The 20959-nt window shown below is 73.2% G+C and carries 15 protein-coding genes and 1 riboswitch; of the genes, 7 read left to right on the top strand and 8 right to left on the bottom strand.

Going from position 1 to position 20959, the window contains the following annotated elements:
- Window positions 1–90: 90 nt before the first annotated feature.
- The 3 genes from ACGH52_RS23500 to ACGH52_RS23490 form a co-directional block, all read right to left on the bottom strand.
- Entirely contained in the window at window positions 91–1311 is a 1221-nt protein-coding gene (locus tag ACGH52_RS23500) for a VWA domain-containing protein (RefSeq protein ID WP_399946860.1), read from the bottom strand.
- Window positions 1312–1331: 20 nt separating this feature from the next.
- On the bottom strand, window positions 1332–3797 hold the full coding sequence (locus tag ACGH52_RS23495) for a DUF5682 family protein (RefSeq protein WP_399942086.1): 2466 nt from the start codon (window positions 3795–3797) through the stop codon (window positions 1332–1334).
- A 105-nt stretch (window positions 3798–3902) separates the two neighbouring features.
- Window positions 3903–5012, bottom strand: a complete 1110-nt coding sequence (locus tag ACGH52_RS23490; RefSeq protein WP_210974092.1) for an AAA family ATPase — start codon at window positions 5010–5012, stop codon at window positions 3903–3905.
- Between the two features lie 186 nt (window positions 5013–5198).
- Between ACGH52_RS23490 and ACGH52_RS23485 the strand changes: the two genes are divergently transcribed.
- Window positions 5199–6281 (top strand): hypothetical protein, encoded by a 1083-nt coding sequence (locus ACGH52_RS23485; protein WP_308293435.1) that lies wholly within the window; start codon window positions 5199–5201, stop codon window positions 6279–6281.
- 35 nt (window positions 6282–6316) lie between these two features.
- Window positions 6317–8080, top strand: a complete 1764-nt coding sequence (locus ACGH52_RS23480; protein ID WP_399942083.1) for a DUF5691 domain-containing protein — start codon at window positions 6317–6319, stop codon at window positions 8078–8080.
- Window positions 8081–8271: 191 nt separating this feature from the next.
- On the opposite strand, the gene ACGH52_RS23475 is transcribed toward ACGH52_RS23480, so the two are convergent.
- Entirely contained in the window at window positions 8272–8688 is a 417-nt protein-coding gene (locus ACGH52_RS23475) for a cobalamin B12-binding domain-containing protein (protein ID WP_003974171.1), read from the bottom strand.
- A 440-nt stretch (window positions 8689–9128) separates the two neighbouring features.
- On the opposite strand from ACGH52_RS23475, the gene ACGH52_RS23470 reads away from it, so the two are divergent.
- Both ACGH52_RS23470 and ACGH52_RS23465 read left to right on the top strand, forming a co-directional pair.
- Complete coding sequence (locus ACGH52_RS23470) at window positions 9129–10106, top strand: triacylglycerol lipase (RefSeq protein ID WP_210974093.1); 978 nt, start codon at window positions 9129–9131, stop codon at window positions 10104–10106.
- Window positions 10107–10302: 196 nt separating this feature from the next.
- Entirely contained in the window at window positions 10303–11934 is a 1632-nt protein-coding gene (locus ACGH52_RS23465) for a M23 family metallopeptidase (RefSeq protein WP_121702727.1), read from the top strand.
- Between the two features lie 89 nt (window positions 11935–12023).
- Here the strand turns inward: ACGH52_RS23465 and pcrA are convergent, their stop codons facing one another.
- On the bottom strand, window positions 12024–14513 hold the full coding sequence (gene pcrA, locus ACGH52_RS23460) for a DNA helicase PcrA (protein ID WP_399942079.1): 2490 nt from the start codon (window positions 14511–14513) through the stop codon (window positions 12024–12026).
- A 253-nt stretch (window positions 14514–14766) separates the two neighbouring features.
- A riboswitch (cyclic di-AMP (ydaO/yuaA leader) is annotated at window positions 14767–14949 on the top strand.
- Between the two features lie 7 nt (window positions 14950–14956).
- On the opposite strand from pcrA, the gene ACGH52_RS23455 reads away from it, so the two are divergent.
- Both ACGH52_RS23455 and ACGH52_RS23450 read left to right on the top strand, forming a co-directional pair.
- A complete protein-coding gene (locus ACGH52_RS23455; RefSeq protein ID WP_121702725.1) occupies window positions 14957–16144 on the top strand; it encodes an NlpC/P60 family protein in 1188 nt (395 codons plus the stop codon).
- 27 nt (window positions 16145–16171) lie between these two features.
- Window positions 16172–17188: a tellurite resistance/C4-dicarboxylate transporter family protein gene (locus ACGH52_RS23450; RefSeq protein WP_399942075.1), complete on the top strand. Its 1017-nt coding sequence runs from the start codon at window positions 16172–16174 to the stop codon at window positions 17186–17188.
- Here ACGH52_RS23450 and ACGH52_RS23445 read toward each other — a convergent pair.
- Window positions 17166–17519 (bottom strand): hypothetical protein, encoded by a 354-nt coding sequence (locus tag ACGH52_RS23445; RefSeq protein WP_076975902.1) that lies wholly within the window; start codon window positions 17517–17519, stop codon window positions 17166–17168. The two genes, ACGH52_RS23450 and ACGH52_RS23445, sit on opposite strands and share 23 nt — an antisense overlap.
- A 308-nt stretch (window positions 17520–17827) precedes the next feature.
- Here ACGH52_RS23445 and ACGH52_RS23440 point away from each other — a divergent pair, with 308 nt between their 5' ends.
- Complete coding sequence (locus ACGH52_RS23440; RefSeq protein ID WP_399942072.1) at window positions 17828–18883, top strand: NlpC/P60 family protein; 1056 nt, start codon at window positions 17828–17830, stop codon at window positions 18881–18883.
- 22 nt (window positions 18884–18905) lie between these two features.
- Here the strand turns inward: ACGH52_RS23440 and ACGH52_RS23435 are convergent, their stop codons facing one another.
- On the bottom strand, window positions 18906–19652 hold the full coding sequence (locus tag ACGH52_RS23435) for a response regulator transcription factor (RefSeq protein ID WP_076975900.1): 747 nt from the start codon (window positions 19650–19652) through the stop codon (window positions 18906–18908).
- Entirely contained in the window at window positions 19649–20941 is a 1293-nt protein-coding gene (locus tag ACGH52_RS23430) for an ATP-binding protein (protein ID WP_076976262.1), read from the bottom strand. The genes ACGH52_RS23435 and ACGH52_RS23430 overlap by 4 nt, the downstream gene beginning before the upstream one ends.
- Between the last annotated feature and the right edge of the window lie 18 nt (window positions 20942–20959).

Genomic DNA, 20959 nt, shown 5'->3' with positions numbered 1-20959 from the left:
GGTCCACAGGTTGCGCAAGCCCGGTCGCGCCGATGGGCCGTCATATCCGTTTTGCCCGCGGGAAACAGGTCACCTCGGATCGCCCCATCGTCACCCGGCATCCGGTATCGGCAGGGGTCGTCGCTCGATCGCGGCCGCCATCACCTCCGGGAAGAGGTCGGGCGTGCAGGCGAAGGCCGGTGCGCCGAGCGCCGCGAGGGCCGCCGCGTGGTCCCGGTCGTACGAGGGCGTCCCCTCGTCGGACAGGGCCAGCAGCGTCACGAACCGCACCCCGGCCGCCTGCATCGCCGCGACCCGCTTGAGCATCTCGTCGCGTATGCCGCCCTCGTACAGGTCGCTGATCAGCACGACCACCGTCTCCGCGGGCCGGGTGATCCGCGACTGGCAGTACGCCAGCGCGCGGTTGATGTCCGTACCGCCGCCCAGTCGCGTCCCGAAGAGCACGTCGACCGGGTCGTCGAGCTGGTCGGTGAGGTCGACGACCGCCGTGTCGAAGACGACGAGCCGGGTGTCGATCGAGCGCATGGACGCCAGCACCGCGCCGAACACGGACGCGTACACGACGGACGCCGCCATCGACCCGGACTGGTCGACGCAGAGGACGACCTCCTTCTTCACCGAACGGGAGGCCCGCCCGTAGCCGACGAGCCGCTCGGGGACGATCGTGCGGTGCTCCGGCAGATAGTGCTTGAGGTTGGCCGCGACGGTGCGGTTCCAGTCGATGTCGTGGTGGCGGGGCCGGCCGGTGCGGGCGCTGCGGTCCAGCGCGCCGGTCAGAGCGGCACGGGTGCGGGTGGCGAGTCGCTTCTCCAGGTCGTCGACGACCTTGCGCACGACGGCCCGTGCCGTCTCCTTCGTCGTTTCCGGCATCGCCTTGTTCAGGGACAGCAGGGTGCCGACGAGGTGCACGTCGGCCTCCACGGCCTCGAGCATCTCCGGTTCCAGCAGGAGGGTGGCGAGCCCGAGCCGGTCGATGGCGTCCCGCTGCATGACCTGGACGACGGAGGAGGGGAAGTAGGTCCGGATGTCGCCCAGCCAGCGGGCCACGGCCGGTGCGGACGCCCCGAGTCCCGCCGCACGGTCCCGCCCCGCCCGTGGGGTGTCCCCCTTTCCGTAGAGCGAGGTGAGTGCTCCGTCCATCGCGGCGTCCCGTCCGGACAGCGCGTGGCCGGTGCCGTCGGCCGGGTCGCCGCCGAGGACGAGCCGCCACCGCCGCAGCCGCTCCTGTGCCGCGTCGGCGCCTTCCGGCTCGGTCCCCGGCACGCGTCCCGGCACGCGTTGCGTCAGGTGCTCAGTCACGTGCCCGGTCATCTGTCCGGTCATCTGTCCGGTCATGTGTCCGCCCCCACCAGGTCGTTGTCTTCCGGCGCCGGGCTCTCCGGGCCGCCCAGCAGCAGTCGGACCACCGGCAGCACCGCGTCGGCCCGCTCGGTGTCGAGGCCCGTCGCGAAGCCCGGTATGCCGGATCCGGCCGTTGTCAGACTCCCCCGTGCCTCCGGTCCGCGCCTGACCAGCTCGCCGAGGCTGCGGCGCACTCCCGGCTCGAAGGCGGAGAAGGTGCGGCGCAGCAGGGGCAGTACGTCCGTGAACGCGTCCGCCGGTACACCGGTCAGCCAGGCGTCGACCAGGGCCAGCAGCCGGTCGTCGTGCAGCAGGAGCATGCCGCCGCCCGAGCCGCCGCCGACGAAGCCCTCGATCCAGGCCGCCGCGTCCGCCGGTGGCGTCCCCGGGGACAGCACCAGGCCCATGAGCCGCGCCGCCTCGTCCGGTGCCAGCTCGCCGTCGTCCAGCAGCAGCCGTACGGCGCGCCCGCGGACGATGCCGGGCACGGCGTCCCGCGCGGAGAGGGTCCGCAGCACCGCCCGCCAGCGGAGCCCCAGGTCGCCGCGGCCCGGCGCGGGGGCGTCGCCGAGCAGGCCCACGGCCGTGTGCACGGCGTCCACGTGCCCGCGCATCTCCTCGGCCGCGTCGGCGTCCAGTGCGGCGCAGGCCGCGGGCAGGCCGACGAAGACGCGCTCGGCGAGCCCCGCGGCGACCTCGGCCAGGGCGCCGGTGTCCGTGCCGCGCACATCGCCGTAGCGCAACGAGCGGACGAGTGCGGGCAGCGCCTGGGCGAGGTGGCCGACGTCCGTGTCGAGCGCCGCCCGGTCGGCGAGTATCCGCATCACCGGCGAGAGCGCGTCCGGCAGTTCGGCCAGCAGGCAGCGTTCGGCGAGCGCGGTCACCTCGGCGAGGCCCTGGGCGGTGAGGGCGTCCGCTTCGGCCCTGGCGGTCGCGGCGGACAGCACGGTCGTCCCCCACACCCCGGCCTCGGCGACCCGCACCGACAGCTCCGGCTCCCACCGCAGCCGCCACGTCTCCCGGAACGTGCCTGTACTGCGTGAGGCGGCCGGCTCGCCCCAGCGGACGCCGAGCAGACGCAGGCGGTGCAGCAGTCTGCTGCGCCCGGCGTCGGTCTCCTTGCGCAGGTCCAGTTCCAGCTCCCGCTCCGCCGGCTCGGGTTTGAGCCGCAGCCGCCGCTGGATCCGGGTCAGGTCACGTTGCAAGGGCACCGCGGGCGCCCCGGCCGGCACCTCCCCGAGTACGTCCCCGACCACCAGACGGTCGTGTACCAGCGCCAGCGGCACGTCCGAGCCGTCGCACATCACCGCCCGCACGGCCTCCGTCGTCTCGCTCAGCCCGGGCAGCGGGCGCCCGCGGATCACCGCGAGGGCTTCCGCCAGCCGCGTCGCCTCGATGACGTGCGCCGGGGAGACGACCCTGTCCTCCTCCCGCAACAGTCCGGCCACCTTGGTCAGCCATCGCTCGACGGGACGGTCGACCGCGGCGAACAGGTGCCCGTACCAGCCCGGCGACTCGATGCCCGCCCCGTAGCCACCCGCCCGGGAGAGTCTGCGGTGGGTCCAGGGCACCCAGGTCATCTCCACCTTGGTCCTGGGCAGCCCCTTCACCAGGGCCCGGTCGGCGGCGACGGTCGTCCCGCGCCGCAGCGCGGGCACGTGCCACGCCCCGCAGACCACGGCCACCCCCTGGGCGAACTCCCGCTGCGCCGCCCGGACCTGGAGCCGCATGTGGGCCTCCCGCACGAGGTCCCGCACGTCAGCGGCGCCCCACTCGCCGCCCACCTCGCCGCCCTCCTTACCGTCCTCCTCCTCGCCGTCGTCGGTCTCGCGCAGCGCCGTCATCGCCTCCTCCAGCGCCGTGAACGGTGCGAGCACGTCCCCCTCCCCCGGGCCCCGGTGCTCGATCACGTCCTCCCACCAGCGCTCGGGGTCGTCATGTCCGGCCGCCGCGGCGAGGGCGGCGAGCGGGTCGCCCCGCACGTCGGGGGGCGCGGTGCCGGGCCGGTCACCCGGGTCCCGGCCGCCCGTTTGACCGTCCGGCTGACCGTCAGCGTGGTCGTCCGCCGCCCGCCACGCCAGCGTGTGCGTGGCCGGGAGGTCGATGAAGCGGGCCGGGACGTCGTGTTCCAGGGCCCAGCGGACGGCCACCCACTCCGGGGAGAACTCGGCCAGCGGCCAGAACGCCGAGCGGCCGGGCTCGTCCGCGGCGTGGGCGAGGAGCGCGACCGGCGGCCGCATGTCCTCGTCGGCGGCCAGCGGGATCAGGGCGTCGGCCTCCGGCGGCCCCTCGATCAGCACCACCCCCGGCCGCACCGCGTCCAGCGCGGCCCGCACCGCCCGGGCCGACCCCGGCCCGTGGTGGCGTACGCCGAGCAGCAACGGGCGGCCACCGGGCTCCCCGGCACCGGGCGGCCCGCCGGATCCGCCGCTCCCGTCCCGGTCAGTGCCCCTCACGCCGTCCCCCTCCCCTGCGGGTCCAGCTCGAGTCCCCGTCGTCCCCCGTCGCCCCCGTCACCGCCGTACCCGCCCCTCCTCGACTCGTCCGCATCCGCGTGGCGTTCACGCCGTCACCTCCCGGCAGGCCCGGTAGAAGTCCTGCCAGCCGTCCCGCTCGCGCACGACCGTCTCGAGGTACTCCTGCCAGACGACGCGGTCCGTGGCCGGGTCGCGGACGACCGCTCCGAGGACGCCCGCGGCGACGTCGCCGGGCCGCAGCACGCCGTCGCCGAAGTGGGCGGACAGCGCGAGGCCACCGGTGACGACGGAGATGGCCTCGGCCGTGGACAGCGTGCCGCTGGGCGACTTGACCTTCGTACGGCCGTCGCTCGTCAGCCCGTCCCGCAGCTCGCGGAAGACGGTGACGACCCGTCGGATCTCGTCGGTGCCGTCGGGCGCCGACGGCAGGTCGAGGGAGCGGCCGATCTGGTCGACGCGGCGCGTGACGATGTCGACTTCGGCCTCGGCGCTCGCCGGCAGCGGCAGCACGACCGTGTTGAAGCGGCGGCGCAGGGCGCTGGACAGGTCGTTGACCCCGCGGTCGCGGTCGTTGGCGGTGGCGACCAGGTTGAAACCGCGCACCGCCTGCACCTCCTGGCCCAACTCCGGTATCGGCAGGGTCTTCTCCGACAGGATCGTGATCAGGCTGTCCTGCACGTCGGCCGGGATGCGGGTCAGCTCCTCGACCCGGACGGTCATCCCCTCCGTCATCCCCCGCATGACCGGGCTGGGCACCAGGGCGTCCCGGCTGGGGCCGTGGGCAAGGAGCCGTGCGTAGTTCCAGCCGTAGCGGATCGCCTCCTCGGGGGTGCCGGCCGTCCCCTGCACGAGCAGGGTCGAGTCGCCGCTGACGGCCGCGGCGAGGTGCTCGGAAACCCAGGTCTTGGCGGTGCCCGGCACGCCGAGCAGGAGCAGGGCGCGGTCGGTGGCGAGCGTGCTGACGGCGACCTCGACGATGCGGCGCGGGCCCACGTACTTCGGGGTGATCACCGTGCCGTCGGGCAGAGTGCCGCCGAGCAGGTAGGTGGCGACGGCCCACGGCGACAGCTTCCAGCGGGCCGGACGCGGACGGTCGTCCAACGCGGCCAGCGCGGCCAGTTCGACCGCGAACGCGTGCTCGGCGTGCGGCCGCAACACCTCTGCCTCGGACGTCCGTTCCACGAATGCGGGCATGGCCGTTTCCCCCTCCAGCTAGGCCGGTCCGATCTGTCATCCACGGTGCACCACGCCACTGACAATCGCTCTGACCTGCGGAAATGCTGCGGTTCGGGCCATTGTCAGTGGGGGGACCTACCTTCGATGGCATGGCTCGGCAGGGGGTCCGGGATGGGGAGTCGCGACGAGGGGACGGTGTGAGCTGTGCGAGAGCCGGGCGCGGAAGGCGCGGTGCCGGAGGGGGAGGCGCCGGAGGGGGTGCGGCGGGCGGTCGCCGGACGGCGCGAGTCCTCGGACGCGGGGGTCGCGGGCCCAACCGCCCCCGAGGTCCCGTCCGGTGACCCCGAGGCGGCACGGCGCCGGGCGGAGCGGCGGGCCGAGCGGATCACCGCGGGCGCGACGGAGCTGGAGCAGCGGCTCGCGGACCTCCTGCGCGCCGGTCTGGCCGGCGCCGAGCGGACGGGGCACGGGCCGTGGGAGGAAACGGCGGCCCGCATGGTCGACGCCCAGGCGCCGGGACTGGCCTCGCGCGTGCGGGAGCTGGGCGCCATACCGTCGTCGGGTCCCGGCTGGCCGGTGCGGCTGCTCGAAGAGTGTGCTCTGCTCCATCTGCTCTACCGAGGCTGGTCGCACCGCGAGCGGCTGCCGGACGGCCTGGCGGCGACGGTCCGTTCACGCGTGGGGCTGCCCGCCTCCGCGGACGGCCCACCGGTGCGGGACCACTGGCTGGTCCTCGCCCAGTACGACACCGCGGACGCCCGGCTGACGACCCGTCGCGTCTGGTTGTACGGCGCGAAGACGCACCGCACGGTGCTGCTCCTCTCCTACGGCGCCGCGGGCCGTTCGCCCGAGCTGGCGCTGCCGGTGGGGCTGGCCTTGGAGGCGGAGGTCTCCGCGTATCCGGACGCGGGGCGGCAGCGGGTGGCCCTCGGCCGGAGGTTCGCACCGCCAGGACCCACGCCGACCCGCCCGAGGGGGGTGACGACCTCGGGAGCGGCCGTCCGGTACGGCGAGGCGCTCCGCGGCGACCCGTGGCTGGACGCGGTGCCGGTGGTCCTGGAGCGGGTCGTCCCCGTACCGGACGGCAACGGCTGGCAACTGGCGGACGCCGACGGGGACTCGGCGCTGCCGCTCGCCCGGACCACCGGGAACCAACCGGGCCTGTGGCGGCTGGTCGCGCTGTCGGGCGGTGCGCCCGTCACGGTCTTCGGCGAGTGCGGCCACCGCGGCTTCACACCGCTGACGGCCTGGCCGACCGGACCGGGTACGGCGGTGCCGCTGTGCTGATCCGCCCCATGGGACCGGAACCGGAGGGGAACGACATGACCAGAACACCCGCTCCCACGACTACGGCCACGACCACACCGACCACGACCACGATCACGACCACACCTACGGCGACCACCGCGCCGTGGCCGCCCGTCGGCCCCGCGGCTTCCGCCAGCACCGAGGCCGCCGTCCCGGAGGCGGGGTCCGTGCCCGCGTCGGCTTCCGGGCCCGGTGTCTGGGAGGAGTTGGTCACCGCGGCGCTGCTGGGCACGGACCGGCGTACGCCACCGGGCCTCGAGCGGGGACCCGGGGCCGCGGCGGCGTTGCTGGACGCGGCGGCGGCGGAGACCGTGCGCCGCCGCGCGGGTCTGCGACCGGCCCGCGCGGCCCGGCGCCCCGACCCCGCGCCCGAGGACCCCCGCCCGCCGCTGCCGGACGCGGCCGCCCGTCGGCTCACGATGCTGCTCACCGACCGCCCCGGCACGGCGGGCGGCGGTCGCAGAGGCAGCGCGCCCGACCTGAGGGAGTTGCTGCCCCAGTGGCTGGCGACGGCGAACGCCCGCGGTTTCGCGGCGCCGCCCCAGGCGCTACCGGCGCTGCTGGACGCGGCGCGGGGGCGTACGGACCTGCGGCCGGCGGCGCTGAAGTTCGCGGGGCCCCGCGCCCTGTGGCTGGCCCGGCTGAATCCGGACTGGCGGTTCGCCCTGCGCGCGACGCCCGGCGCAGAGAGCGCACCGCCGGGTGCCGATGCCACGGAGCGGGCGCGCAGGCTCTGGGACGAGGGCCTGTTCGCCGAGCGTGTCGCTCTCCTGGCGTCCCTGCGCGCCCGTGACCCGGCCGGCGCACGCGATCTGCTGGCGTCGACCTGGGCGACGGAACGGGCCGAGGACCGGCTGATGTTCCTCGACTCGCTGCGGACGGGACTGGAGGCGGCGGACGAACCCTTCCTGGAGCAGGCGCTGGCCGACCGCAGCCGCAACGTACGAGCCACGGCGGCCGAGTTGCTGTCGGCGCTGCCGTACTCGGCGCTGGCCACGCGGATGGCGGCGCGGGCCGCGACGTGCGTGTCCCTCGACCGCACCCTCACCCCACCGGCGATCACCGTCGAGGCGCCCCACGAGTGCGACACGGGCATGGAGCGGGACGGCGTGGTGGCCAAGCCGCCGGCCGGACGCGGGGAACGGTCGTGGTGGTTCGGCCAGTTGGCGGAGGCGGCCCCGCTGGCCACCTGGCCGGCCCGGCTCGGGGGTCGTACGGCCGAGGAGATCGTCGCCCTGCCGGTGGCGGACGGCTGGCAGAGCGAGCTGCACGCCGCGTGGTGCCGCGCGGCGGTACGACAGCGCGACGGCCTATGGGCGAGGGCACTGCTGGGCGCACCCACGGCGCCCGAGGCCGGAGGGCCGGGCGCGGTGTCCCTGGCCGAGCGGGCCAAGCTGCTCGGCACTCTGAGTCCCGGTGAACGCGCCGAGTGGGTCGCCGGGTTCATCGCGACGCACGGACTGTCCGAGGCGTTCCAGCTGCTCGGCATGTGCGGGGTGCCGTGGGCCACGCCGCTCGGCCGTGCGGTGGTCGACGCCCTCAACATCGCCCGGGACGCCGGGAGCTACCCGTGGAGCTTCAGCGGCGTCATGGGCCTGGCCGAGCGCTGCCTCGACCCCTCGGAGGCGGGCCGCCTCGACGGCCTGCTGGCGATACCGGACGAGCCGGAGGACGCGTCGCCGGGGGCCGGGTGGTACTGGGCGGAGGCGTTCCAACGGCTCGTCACGACCTTGCGCCTGCGGGCGGCGATGGCCGAGGAACTCCGGGCGGGGCCGTGAGGCACCACCCCGCGGCCCGTCGCCCGCGCACAACACGGCCCGAGGCGTGCCCGGGTGGACACGGGGCGAACCCGCGCCCTCGGAACAGCCGCCTGACGCCTGCCCAGGCCGGACGACCAAGGCCGGACCAACCAAAGCTGCGGGCCAAAGCCGGACAACCAAAGCTCCAGGCCAAGGCCGGACGGCCAGTCCTACGCCCCCGCGGGCTCCCGCACGTTCGCCCGCACCCAGTCCACGATGGACGCCGTGGTCGCGCCGGGCGTGAAGATCTCCGCGACGCCCTTCTCCTTCAGCGGGGCGATGTCCGCCTCGGGGATGATCCCGCCGCCGAAGACCAGGATGTCCGCGGCGTCCCGCTCCCGCAGCAGCTCGATCACCGCGGCGAAGAGCGTGTTGTGCGCACCGGAGAGGATGGACAGCCCGATCGCGTCGGCGTCCTCCTGGATCGCGGTGTCGACGATCTGCTCGGGCGTCTGGTGGAGCCCGGTGTAGATGACTTCCATACCGGCGTCGCGCAGCGCCCGCGCGATCACCTTGGCCCCGCGATCGTGGCCGTCGAGCCCCGGCTTGGCCACCACCACGCGGATCGGACCGGCTGCCACACCCATCACTGCCTCCATGAAGCGACTACATCCATCCGTAACGACAAGTACCGCACACTTCTCGTCCTCACGGCGCGGATCCCCGCACCACAGTGTCCGGGGGAAGTGAACGCACGTTATCGCCAGCATCCCGCACCCGGCAGTTTCGCGGTGGATACAGAGGGGGAAATCACACGGTGGGACAGGTTCGCCACGCACCGCTCAGGGGCGCGGCGGCAACACGCGCACGGAGAGCCGCAGCGAGGGCAGCGCAGGTCGCCCGCCCGCCTCGTCGCCGTTTCACCGACACCACAGGCCACACAAGGCCCACAGGGCTCTGATACGGCATGCCACAACACGGGTAGGCATAAACCTCGCAACCAGCACCAGTCACTGGTGTCACGGCGCTCCACGAGGGCACACGGGGGACAGAGGCGTCCCTGCGCGTGCCGACAGGAGGTCGGCCCATGAAGGTCACCACGGCAGCACTGCCCCTTCTCCCGCTCTTCCAGCGTCTCCTGCCCGGGCTTCCGGGGCTCCCCGGCCTTCCGGGACTCCCCGCGGTCCCGGGACTGCCGGACCTGGCAGGCCTACCGGGCCGACTGACCGGACTCTCGCTGACCCTCCTGAAGGCAAGCGCCCTGGAGGCCGCGATCCTCGCCGGGCACCTCCTCCTCTACCCCTCGGGGATCATCCAGGAGCGGCGCCCGGCGCAGGTCGTCCGGCCGCCGGACGACCTGGATCCGCAGCCGTCCCCGCCGCCCCCCAGGCTCCCGGCCCCGGTCAGCCCCCCGGTCGTGCTGGTGCACGGTTTCATCGACAACCGCTCGGTCTTCCTGCTGCTGCGCCGCAGTCTGGCCCAGCACGGCAGGCACGAGATCGAGTCGCTGAACTACTCCCCCCTGACCTGCGACATCCGCACCGCGGCCGAGCTGCTCGGCCGGCACATCGAGGAGATCTGCGAGCGGACGGGCAGCGAGCGGGTCGACGTCGTCGGGCACAGCCTCGGTGGGCTGATCGCGCGCTACTACGTACAGCGCCTCGGCGGAGACCTCCGCGTCCGCACCCTGGTGACGCTCGGGACCCCACACGCCGGCACCAAGGTGGTACCGCTGGCGAACGCGCACCCGATCGTGCGCCAGATGCGCCCCGGATCGGCGGTGATCGAGGAGCTGACCCGGCCGGCCCCCGGCTGCCGTACCCGGTTCGTCAGCTTCTGGAGCGACCTGGACCGCGTGATGGACCCGCTGGAGACGGCCTGTCTCGACCACCCCGACCTGAGCGTGGAGAACGTGCGGGTGAGCGGCATCGGCCACCTCGCGCTGCCCGTGCACCCCACCGTGGCCACGGGGATACGGCAGGCACTCGACACCGCCGAACCGGAAGCAGAAGGGGAAACGGGCACGGAACCGGGCAAACGCTCCGGCGGGCTGACCGTGGCCTGAGACCGAAGCAACCCGTTCGGACTCGAACAATTCTCGAACACAAAGCCAAACTCGTGCCCGCCGTCCCCCAAAACACGGCCGATTGCCCGTTTCCTTCGCTCGCGAAACCTGGGGAAGATTGTCGTGCCCGTATACCGCCGGGTACAGTCGCCGCACTGCTCTGGCAGCCCCTGTTGTCGAGGCGAAAGAGAAGTTGGTGAACGACCGTCACCCGTCGGGGACAAGTACCACCCCGGCCCAGGCTTCCGACGCCACGTCGGCGCAGTACGCGTCGTACGGCACGGGGGAGGCCCAGTACGGCGACCTCACCACGTTCGGCGGCTACGCCTCCACCGGTTTTTCCACCGGCACCGCCGACACCTCGGCCTTCGACGCGGACCCCCTCTTCGGCAGCATGCCGGGCCACTACACCGGCACCCACGAGGCGACGGGTTCCTACGACACCGCCCAGTGGTCCCCCGGCGGCGAGCAGGCCCCGCACTACGACGCGTACGCGGCCCAGCACCACGCCGCCTACGACACCGGCGCCTACGACACGACGACGTGGACGGCCGGCTACCAGCAGCACGGCGCCGTACCGCCGCAGGCCACGGGCGCCGAGGCCACCGGGCAGTGGGACACCGGCGACTGGAGCCTTCCGGACCAGTCGGGGGCTCCGGCCGACGCGACCCAGCAGTGGGACTGGGGCACGCAGACCTTCGACACCGGCACCTTCGACACGGGCGCCTACGAGACGAGCGCCTTCGCGACCGGCACCTTCTACACCGGTGCGTTCCCCGGCGGCCCCGCGGACACCGGCTCCTACGACGCCACGCAGTGGAACGCGGACCCGGCAGCCACCGCCGCCGCCGAGGACCCTGCCCGAACGGCCGAGCACCCCGCCCCGGACGACGCCGCGCCGGACGCCACGCCCGTCCCCGAGGGCACCGAACCGGCCCCGTACGACGGCGAGTCGGCCGCCACCGGCGAACTCCCCACCGTGACCGCCCTGCTGGACGACCAGGAAGAGGTCACGCCCGCCACTCGGATCCCGGCCGCCCGCACCGGCTCGCGTACCGGCTCCCGCGCCGGGGCGCGTTCCCGTCGCCGCCAGCCCGCCAAGCGCTCCGCGCTGCTGACCATCGCCGTGCCGTCGGCCTGCGTGATGAGCGTCGCCGGTATCGCGGCCGCCTCCGTCGGCAGCCTGACCGGCGACGAGAGTGCGGACGCCGCGGCATCCGCACCGGACCCGGGCAACGCGAAGGCCGCGCCGGTGCAACCGGCCGCCGCCAACAACAAGTTGGACACCCAGCTCACCAGCCTGGCCGCCGGAGCCGACGACTTCGCGGACCGGGCCAGCCGGACGCAGGAGCGCATCGACCTCAAGGCCGAGCAGGCCCTGGAGAAGAGGCGTGCGGCGCAGGAGGCGGCCCGCAAGGAGCGGCTGCGCCCCAAGTTCGCGCTCCCGGTGGAACAGCACGGCCTCAGCGCCTACTACGGACAGGCCGGCATCAACTGGATGTCCGTCCACACCGGCATCGACTTCCCCGTGTCGTACGGGACGAAGGTGATGGCGGCGACCGACGGCACCGTGCGGACGCAGTACAACAGCGCGTACGGCAACATGATGATCGTGACCGCGAAGGACGGCACGGAGACGTGGTACTGCCACCTCTCCAGCTACCAGGTCCCCTCCGGTGCGACCGTGAAGGCGGGCGACGCGATCGCATTCTCCGGCAACTCGGGCAACTCGACCGGTCCGCATCTGCACTTCGAGGTGCGCCCCGCGGGCGGTTCGGCGATCGACCCACTGCCGTGGCTGCGCAGCCACGGCATCAGCCCGACGTGACGCCGTAACGTCTCGGCACACCGGCCGGGCGGCCACGGTCGGCCCGGGCAGGCGCCCGGGCCCTCACCGCGCCGCCCCGCAGCACACCCTCAGAGCTTCTCCACCGGCGCGTACCGCAGCAGCAGCCGCTTCGGCTTGGTGTCCCCGAAGTCGATCGTCGCTTCGGCGTTGGACCCGGTGCCCTTGACCCCGACCACCGTGCCGAGCCCGAACTGGTCGTGCGTGACGCGGTCGCCGACCGCCAGCGAGACCGTCGGCTGCTCGGCACCGGCCGACCTGCGGGTGGCGAAGCCGGACGCGCCCGACGCCGACGAGCGGGAACGCGACGAGGACAGCGAGGCCGCCACGCCCGAGACCGGCGCGGAGGGCGCGGGGCCGTTCGCCCCGGTGCGCTTCCACTCCAGGTGGGGGGCCGGGATCTCCTCCAGGAACCGGGAGGGCGGGTTGTACGACGGCTGGCCCCAGGCGCTGCGCAGCGTCGACCGGGTCAGGTAGAGGCGCTCGCGGGCGCGCGTGATGCCGACGTAGGCGAGGCGCCGTTCCTCCTCCAGCTCCTTGGCCTGGCCGAGGGCGCGCATGTGCGGGAAGACGCCGTCCTCCATGCCGGTGAGGAAGACGACCGGGAACTCCAGGCCCTTGGCGGTGTGCAGGGTCATCAGGGTGACGACGCCGTCGCCGTCCTCCTCGTCCGGGATCTGGTCGGAGTCGGCGACGAGGGCCACCTTCTCCAGGAAGTCGGCCAGGGTCCCCGACTCCTCGCCCTCGGCCTGCTCCTGCTCGAACTCCAGGGCGACGGCCGCGAGTTCCTGGAGGTTCTCGATGCGGGTCTCGTCCTGCGGGTCGGTGGAGGCCTGCAACTCGGCCAGGTACCCGGTGCGTTCGAGGATCGCCTCCAGGACGGTCGCCGGTCCGGCGCCGGACTCGACGACGGTGCGCAGGTCCTCCATGAGCGTGTTGAACCGCTTGACGGCGTTCGCGGAGCGCGCGGCCATGCCGTACGCCTCGTCGACGCGCCTGAGCGCCTGCGGGAAGCTGATCTTCTCGCGCTGGGCGAGGGCGTCGATCATCGCCTCCGCGCGGTCGCCGATGCCGCGCTTGGGGACGTTGAGGATGCGGCGCAGCGGCACCGAGTCCTCCGGGTTGGCCAGCACCCGCAGGTAGGCCAGGACGTCCCGGACCTCCTTGCGCTCGTAGAAGCGGACGCCGCCGACGACCTTGTAGGGCAGGCCGGTGCGGATGAAGACCTCTTCGAAGACACGGGACTGGGCGTTGGTCCGGTAGAAGACGGCGACGTCGCCGGCCTTCGCCTCGCCCGCGTCGGTGAGGCGGTCTATCTCGTCGGCGACGAACTGCGCCTCGTCGTGCTCGGTGTCGGCGACGTACCCGGTGATCTGGGCGCCGCTGCCCTGGTTGGTCCACAGGTTCTTGGGGCGGCGGGACTCGTTGCGCTCGATGACCGCGTTGGCGGCGCTGAGGATGGTCTGGGTGGAGCGGTAGTTCTGCTCCAGGAGGATCGTCGTCGCGTCCGGGTAGTCCTCCTCGAACTGGAGGATGTTGCGGATGGTGGCGCCGCGGAAGGCGTAGATCGACTGGTCGGCGTCGCCCACCACGCACAGCTCGGCGGGCGGCACCTCGGCCTCCGGCGGCACGTCGACGGGGTGCTCCGAGGGCACGCCGACCAGCTCGCGCACCAGGGCGTACTGGGCGTGGTTGGTGTCCTGGTACTCGTCGACCAGGACGTGCCGGAAGCGGCGGCGGTAGTGCTCGGCGACGTCCGGGAAGGCGCGCAGCAGATTGACCGTGGTCATGATCAGGTCGTCGAAGTCGAGGGCGTTGGCCTCGCGCAGCCGCGACTGGTACATGGCGTAGGCCTGGGCGAGGGTCTTCTCGAAGCCGTCGGCGGCCTGGGCGGCGAAGTCCTCCTCGTCGATCAGCTCGTTCTTCAGATTCGAGATCTTGGCGCTGAAGGACTTCGGCGGGAACTTCTTCGGGTCCAGGTCGAGGTCGCGGCAGACCAGCGCCATGAGCCGCTTGGAGTCGGCGGCGTCGTAGATCGAGAACGACGAGGTGAAGCCGAGCTTCTTCGACTCGCGGCGCAGGATGCGGACGCACGCGCTGTGGAAGGTCATCACCCACATCGCGTTGGCGCGCGGCCCGACGAGCTGCTCCACGCGCTCCTTCATCTCGCCCGCGGCCTTGTTGGTGAAGGTGATCGCGAGGATCTGGCCCGGATGGACGTTCCGCTCGGCCAGCAGGTGGGCGATGCGGTGGGTGAGCACACGGGTCTTGCCGGAGCCGGCACCGGCCACGATGAGCAGCGGCGAGCCGGAGTGGACGACGGCGGCCCTCTGGTTCTCGTTCAGCCCCTCCAGGAGCGCGGCGGCGTCCAGGGCGGGGCGCGGGGCGCCGTCCCGGTAGTGGGTGTCCCGGTCCGGAGGCGCGTCGAACTTCCCGCCGAACAGATCGTGCGGGACCGGCTCCGGTCCGTGATCGTCCTCGGGCGGCGGCGGAGGTTCCTCCTCGTGACCCCGGGGGGTCTGGAGGCTCGCCAGGAAGCTGTCGTCAAAGAGGCTGCTCATCGCTCTCCGAGTCTAGGGCGCCCCACCGACAACCCGGCGCCACCCCGGAAAATGCCCGGCGTTCCCGGACCGGGCACACCCCGCGACCGGCCGGGACACGAAGAGTGACGCCCGCCACCTGCCCAAAGGCGCCCGCACGGAAGGTCACGAAAATGTATCGGGCATATCACCCACCAACCTTCACAGCGGCCACACCAGTTGGCTACGGTGCGGGGCAGGCCGCTCGACCCCCTCCGGCGAACCTCGCCGGGCCGCGCGGCCTCCGCCGAGTCCGGTACGCCGCACGGCAGCCGGAGCCGGGGACCCAACCGAGAACTTTGGGGTGAATCGGCGACACCGCCCTCCATGAGGGACGGACTCGCCGTAGGGCAACCCTTCCGTGCCACACCGCCCGAACCCGACAGCTAACCCGGTAGGCGGAGCACTGGAAGGAGTCGCCTCCCTTGGCGTCGCACCGCAAGTCGCGTCCCACCGGTACCCGCGTCGCGGGCATACGGACCCCGGCCCTCGCCACCGCGGCCCTCACCTCCGTCGCCCTGCTGTCCCAGACGGCGAACGCCACGCCGTCGGACGACCGGCCGACCCTCGAAGAGGTCGAGAAGAAGGTCGACGACCTCTACCGCCAGGCCGGGTCGGCGACCGAGAAGTACAACGCGGCCAAGGAGAAGACCTCCAAGCAGCGCAAGAAGGTCGACACCCTCCTCGACGACGTCGCCCAGCGCACCCAGAAGCTCAACGACGCGCGCGAGGAGCTGGGTTCCTTCGCCTCCGCCCAGTACCGCACGGGCGCCTCGGTCCCGGAGACCGCGACGCTGCTGCTCGCGGACTCGCCGCAGGACTACTTCGACCAGAACCAGCTGATGAACCGGCTCACCGGCCGGCAGAAGACCGCCGTCGACGACTACGTCACCCAGCAGTCCGAGACGATGAAGAAGCGCCGGGAGGCCACCGAGAGCCTCCAGACGCTCACCGACTCGCAGACCGACCTCAAGACGGCCAAGTCGACCGTCCAGAAGAAGCTCGCCACCGCGCGGGAGCTGCTCTCGGAGCTGACCGCCGAGGAGAAGGCCCGGCTCGCGGCGATCGAGAAGAAGAAGCAGCAGGAGGCCGCCCGCAAGGCCGCCGAGCTGGCGAAGCAGCAGGAGGCGCAGGAGGCCGAGCGCAAGCGGCAGGAGGAGGCCGCCCAGCAGGAGAGCGGCGCCGGATCCGGCTCCTCGGGGACCTCCGGCGGCACCGGCTCCTCGGACTCGTCGACGCCGGACACCTCGAACGGCACCAAGGCCGAGAAGGCGATCGCCTTCGCCCGCGCCCAGATCGGCAAGCCGTACGTCTGGGGCGCCACGGGCCCCGGCTCCTACGACTGCTCGGGCCTCACCCAGGCCGCCTGGAAGGCCGCGGGCGTGACGCTGCCCCGCGTCACCTACGACCAGGTCAACGCCGGAACGACCGTCTCCGTCTCCCAGGCGCAACCCGGTGACCTGGTCTTCTTCTACGACGACATCAGCCACGTCGGCCTGTACATCGGCGACGGCATGATGATCCACGCCCCGAAGCCGGGCGCGTACGTCCGCGAGGAGTCGATCTTCTACGACGGAGAGTCGTCGATCCACAGCGTGGTGCGCCCGGGCTGATCGTCGCGGGTCTCTAGCATCGGGCCCATGTCATCGGCCACCCATCCCTCCGCGCTGCGCGCCTGGTGGGCGCAGCGTCCGCCGGCGGCCGGGGCCGCGGTGATGGCGACCGGCATCGTGTCGGTCGCCCTGCATCTGACGGGCCGCGAGATCCTGTCCCGGACCGCCCTGGTCCTGGCCTGCGCCGCCTGGCTGATACTGGCCGCGAACTTCGTCTATCTGCTGCTGGCCGACCGGGCCCAGTGGGTGAAGCGGGCCGGGACGCCGGGGGCGCTCACCGCCGTCGCCGCGACGACCGTGCTCGGCACCCGTTTCTCGCTGCTCGGCTGGTCGCTCCTGGCGGCGGTGCTGCTCGCGCTGGCCGCGCTGCTGTGGCCGTGGCTGCTGTACCTGGTGGTGCAGCACTGGGGGCGGAGGATGCCCGGCGCGGTGTTCCTGAGCTGTGTGGCCACGGAGGGACTCGCCGTGCTCGCCGCCACGCTGGCCGCGGCCACCTCGACGCCCTGGCTGGCGCACGCGGCGCTGGTGCCGTTCTGGCTGGGCATCGTGCTCTACCTGATCGCGCTGTTCCGCTTCGATCTGCGGCAGGTGACCCGGGGTTCGGGGGACCACTGGGTGGCGGGCGGCGCGCTCGCCATCTCCGCCCTCGCCGGTGCCAAGCTGCTCGCGGCGGCCGGGACCGGCATGTACCTGTGGAACGCCGACGACCAGGCCGTCCTGCACGACGTGACCGTCTTCCTGCTCACGCTCGACCTGGCCTGGTACGCCGTACTGCTGGCCGCCGAGATCGCCTGGCCCCGCCTCCGCTACGACGTGCGCCGCTGGTCGACCGTCTTCCCGCTCGGCATGACGGCGGCGGCGACGCTGTCCGTGGCCGTGGTCGTCGACGTCCCGTGGCTGGACGTGCCCGGCCGGGCCCTGCTGTGGATCGCGGTGGCCGGGTGGCTGGCGGTCGCGGCGGGGGCGGTCGTCCGGGCCCGGGCCACGCTGCGGTCCGCGGCGGCGGACTCCGGGACGACGGTCAGGTCCACAGCACCGCGATGAAGACGTTGACCAGGGTCAGCGCGCCCACCAGGCCGAACAGCGGCTTGTCCACCTTCTCGTCGTCGCGCTTCACGTAGACCAGGCCGAGGATCACGATCAGCACGGCCAGCTTCACGCCGATCTTGACGTTGTCGACGGAGTAGTCCTGGGCCTGGTTGAGGCCGACCAGGACGGCGCCGGTGACCAGCATCGTCAGCGCGCCGTGCAGCATCGCGGGGGTGAACCGGGCCGCGCCCTGGCCCATCGCCTTCATCTGGGTCAGGAAGCCGCCCAGGAGCGCGGCGATACCGACGATGTGCAGGCCGACGAAGAGGTGGATGAGTACGTCCATGGGGCCGGAGCCTAATGAGGGCCCGGGCGCGCCCGGACACCGGCCCGCCTTGGTGCTCCCATAACAGCTCACGGCCCCCATCCGCCCCCGATCCGGCATATCGGTCATCACCCTGCGTGGAGGTGACGAGCCCCGGCGCGGACGACGGTCACATACGGTCGCCGCACGATCCGCTGCCGCCACTTCCGCGCATCCCGTCACCGGACCGTTACCGACCCGCCTAGCGTCCTGGCCCAGGCAGCCGGAGCGGACCGGCGCCGACCCGGCGCGGGCCGGAGTCGAGTCGTACGGAAGGACGTGGATCGCAGGTGGGAACGCACCGCAGGCCGCGGCAGCGCGCGACGGGCGGCGGCAGAGTCCGTACGGCGGGCACGATCGCCCTCGCGGGCGCGGCCACCGCGACGGGCCTGGGCGGGACCGGACACGCCGACCCGCAGCCGACGGCGGCGCAGGTCAGGGCCAAGGTGGACAAGCTCTACCAGGAGGCCGAGGTGGCCACCGAGAAGTACAACGGCGCGAAGGAGAAGGCGGACGCCGCCGAACGGCGCCTGGAGGAACTGCGGGACGAGGCCGCCCGCAAGGAGGACCGGCTGAACTCGGCGCGGGAGGCCCTGGGTTCGGTCGCGGCGGCGCAGTACCGCAGCGGCGGTCTGGACCCGGCGCTGCAACTCGCGCTCTCCTCCGACCCGGACCGGTATCTCGACGGCGCCGCGTTCGTCGAGCGCGCGGGCCGTCGGCAGACGGCCGAGGTGGGCCGCGTACGCAAGGAGCTGCGGGAGGTCGAGCGCCTGCGCGGCGCCGCCCGCGTCGAGGTCGCCTCGCTGAAGTCGCGCCGGGCCGAGTTGAAACGTCACCGCGAGACCGTCACCGGCAAGCTGGAGTCGGCCCGCCGCCTGCTGTCCCGGCTGACCGCCGAGGAACGCGCCCGCGTCGGCGGCGGAACGGGCGATCGCGCCTCCCGCGCCGCTTCCCCCGGCTCCCGCGAGGGCCTGTCCGCGGGCGCCCAGGCCCCCGACTCCCGCGCCGCGGCGGCCGTGGCGTACGCCTACCAGAAGCTCGGCAGCCCGTATGTGTGGGGCGCGACCGGCCCGAACGCCTTCGACTGCTCGGGCCTCACCCAGGCCGCCTACCGCGCGGCCGGGGTCTCCCTGCCCCGCACTACCTACGCCCAGATCGACGCGGGCCGCCGCGTAGCACGGTCCGAACTCCGCCCGGGCGACCTGGTCTTCTTCTACTCGGGCATCAGTCACGTCGGCATCTACGTCGGCAACGGGCGGATGATCCACGCCCCGAACCCGTCGGCGCCGGTGCGCGTCGCCCCGGTCGACGAGATGCCGTTCGCGGGGGCGACGCGAGTGGTGTGAGACGCCGCCCCGTTCGGCGCCGTCAGACCAGCCGCCGTGCCGTCGCCCACCGGGTCAGCTCGTGCCGGTTGGACAGCTGGAGCTTGCGCAGGACCGCCGAGACATGGGACTCGACGGTCTTGACCGAGATGTACAGCTGCTTGGCGATCTCCTTGTACGCGTAGCCGCGGGCGATCAGGCGCAGCACCTCGCGCTCGCGCTGGGTGAGCCGGTCCAGGTCCTCGTCGACCGGCGGCGCGTCCGTGGAGGCGAACGCGTCGAGGACGAAGCCCGCCAGACGCGGGGAGAAGACGGCGTCGCCCTCCTGGACCCGGAAGACGGAGTTGACCAGGTCGGTGCCGGTGATGGTCTTGGTGACGTAGCCCCGGGCGCCGCCGCGGATCACGCCGATCACGTCCTCCGCCGCGTCCGAGACGGACAGGGCGAGGAAGCGGACGGGCCGCTCGGCGTCGCTCATCAGGGGCGCGCAGCGGCGCAGCACCTCGACCCCGCCGCCGCCGGGGAGGTGGACGTCGAGGAGCACGACCTCCGGGCGGGTCGCGGTGATGACCGTGACGGCCTGGTCGACGTCGGCGGCCTCGCCGACGACCTCGACCCCGGTCTCGGCGGTCTGGCCGATCTCGGCCTGGACGCCGGTGCGGAACATGCGGTGGTCGTCGACGAGCACCACGCGCACGCGGCGCTCCCCCGCGCCACCACTCGCCGGCTGTGCGGGCCCGGCCGCCTCGCCCGCTCCCGCCGTTCCGTTCGCCTCGGTCGGGTCGCTCATGACGTCTTCTCCGCCCTCTCCATTTCCAGTTCGACCTCCGTGCCGCCGTCCGGCACCGCGCGCAGCCGCGCCGTGCCGCCGTTGCGCTCCATGCGGCCGATGATCGATTCTCTGACGCCCATGCGGTCGGCGGGTATCGAGTCGAGGTCGAAGCCGGGGCCGCGGTCCCGGACGGACACGAAGACCGTCCTGCCCTCGACTTCGGCGTAGACCTGTACGGCGCCGCCCTCGCCACCGTACTTGGCCGCGTTCACCATCGCTTCGCGCGCGGCCTGCATCTGTGCGCTGACGCGCTCGTCGAGAGGGCAGTCGCCGACGACGACCACCTCGAGGGGGACGCCGTGCTTGTCCTCGACCTCCGCCGCGTTGCGCTTCACGGCCTCGGCGAGGGTGGTGGGTTCGTCGTCCTCGTCCTTGCCGTTGCCCTCCGGTTTGTAGAGCCAGGAGCGCAGATCCCGCTCCTGGGCCCGGGCCAGGCGGCGCACCTCGCCCGCGTTCTCCGCGTTGCGCTGGATCAGGGTCAGGGTGTGCAGCACCGAGTCGTGGACGTGGGCGGCGACCTCGGCGCGCTCCTGCGCGCGGATGCGCATCAGCCGTTCCTCGGACAGGTCCTGCGTCATCCGCACCAGATAGGGGCCGGCGAGGAGCGTGATGCCGACCAGGACGGCGAGGGCGGCCTGGAGGACGGAGCCGAGGTGGGCCGCGGAGCCCTGGAGGACGAAGATGCCGGTGACCCCGGCCGTCACCAGCAGGACACCGGCCACCGAGCGCAGCAGGGTGACCGTGCGGCGGTGGCGTCCCACCTCGGCCCAGCGGGCCCGGCGCGCGTTGTCCGCCTGGCGCCAGACGAGGGCGACGCCGGCGCCGACGAGCACGGTCGGCCACAGGTAGGCCTTGGCGCCGCCGCCGAGGTCGACGTTGCCCACGAAGACCAGGGCCACGACGACCATGAGGAGCAGGGCGACCATCTGCCCCTTGTCGGGCTTGCGGGCCACGAGTCTGCGGCGGCCGTCCGGCCCGGCCTCGGAGGTGACGAGGGACGGCGGCTTCTGGGCCTCCACTCCCCCGACGCCCAGCGGCACGAAGAACCAGAAGGCCGCGTACAGCAGCGCGCCCAGGCCGTCGGCCATGAACAGGCCGACGAAGGCGAACCGCACCCAGATGACGGGCAGCCCGAGATGCCCGGCGAGCCCCCGCGCCACCCCGCCGAGCCAGCGTCCGTCGCTGCTTCGGTAGAGCTTGCGCGGCGGCCGCGGTTCGACGACGGGTGCTGCTGCGGCTTCCGGCATGCCACCGATGGTCACACG

This window comes from Streptomyces sp. BBFR25 (assembly GCF_044590125.1).
In the GTDB taxonomy this organism is placed as follows: domain Bacteria; phylum Actinomycetota; class Actinomycetes; order Streptomycetales; family Streptomycetaceae; genus Streptomyces; species Streptomyces canus_D.
Note: the sequence above shows the minus strand (reverse complement) of the source record. Positions and strands in the feature narration are given on the sequence as shown.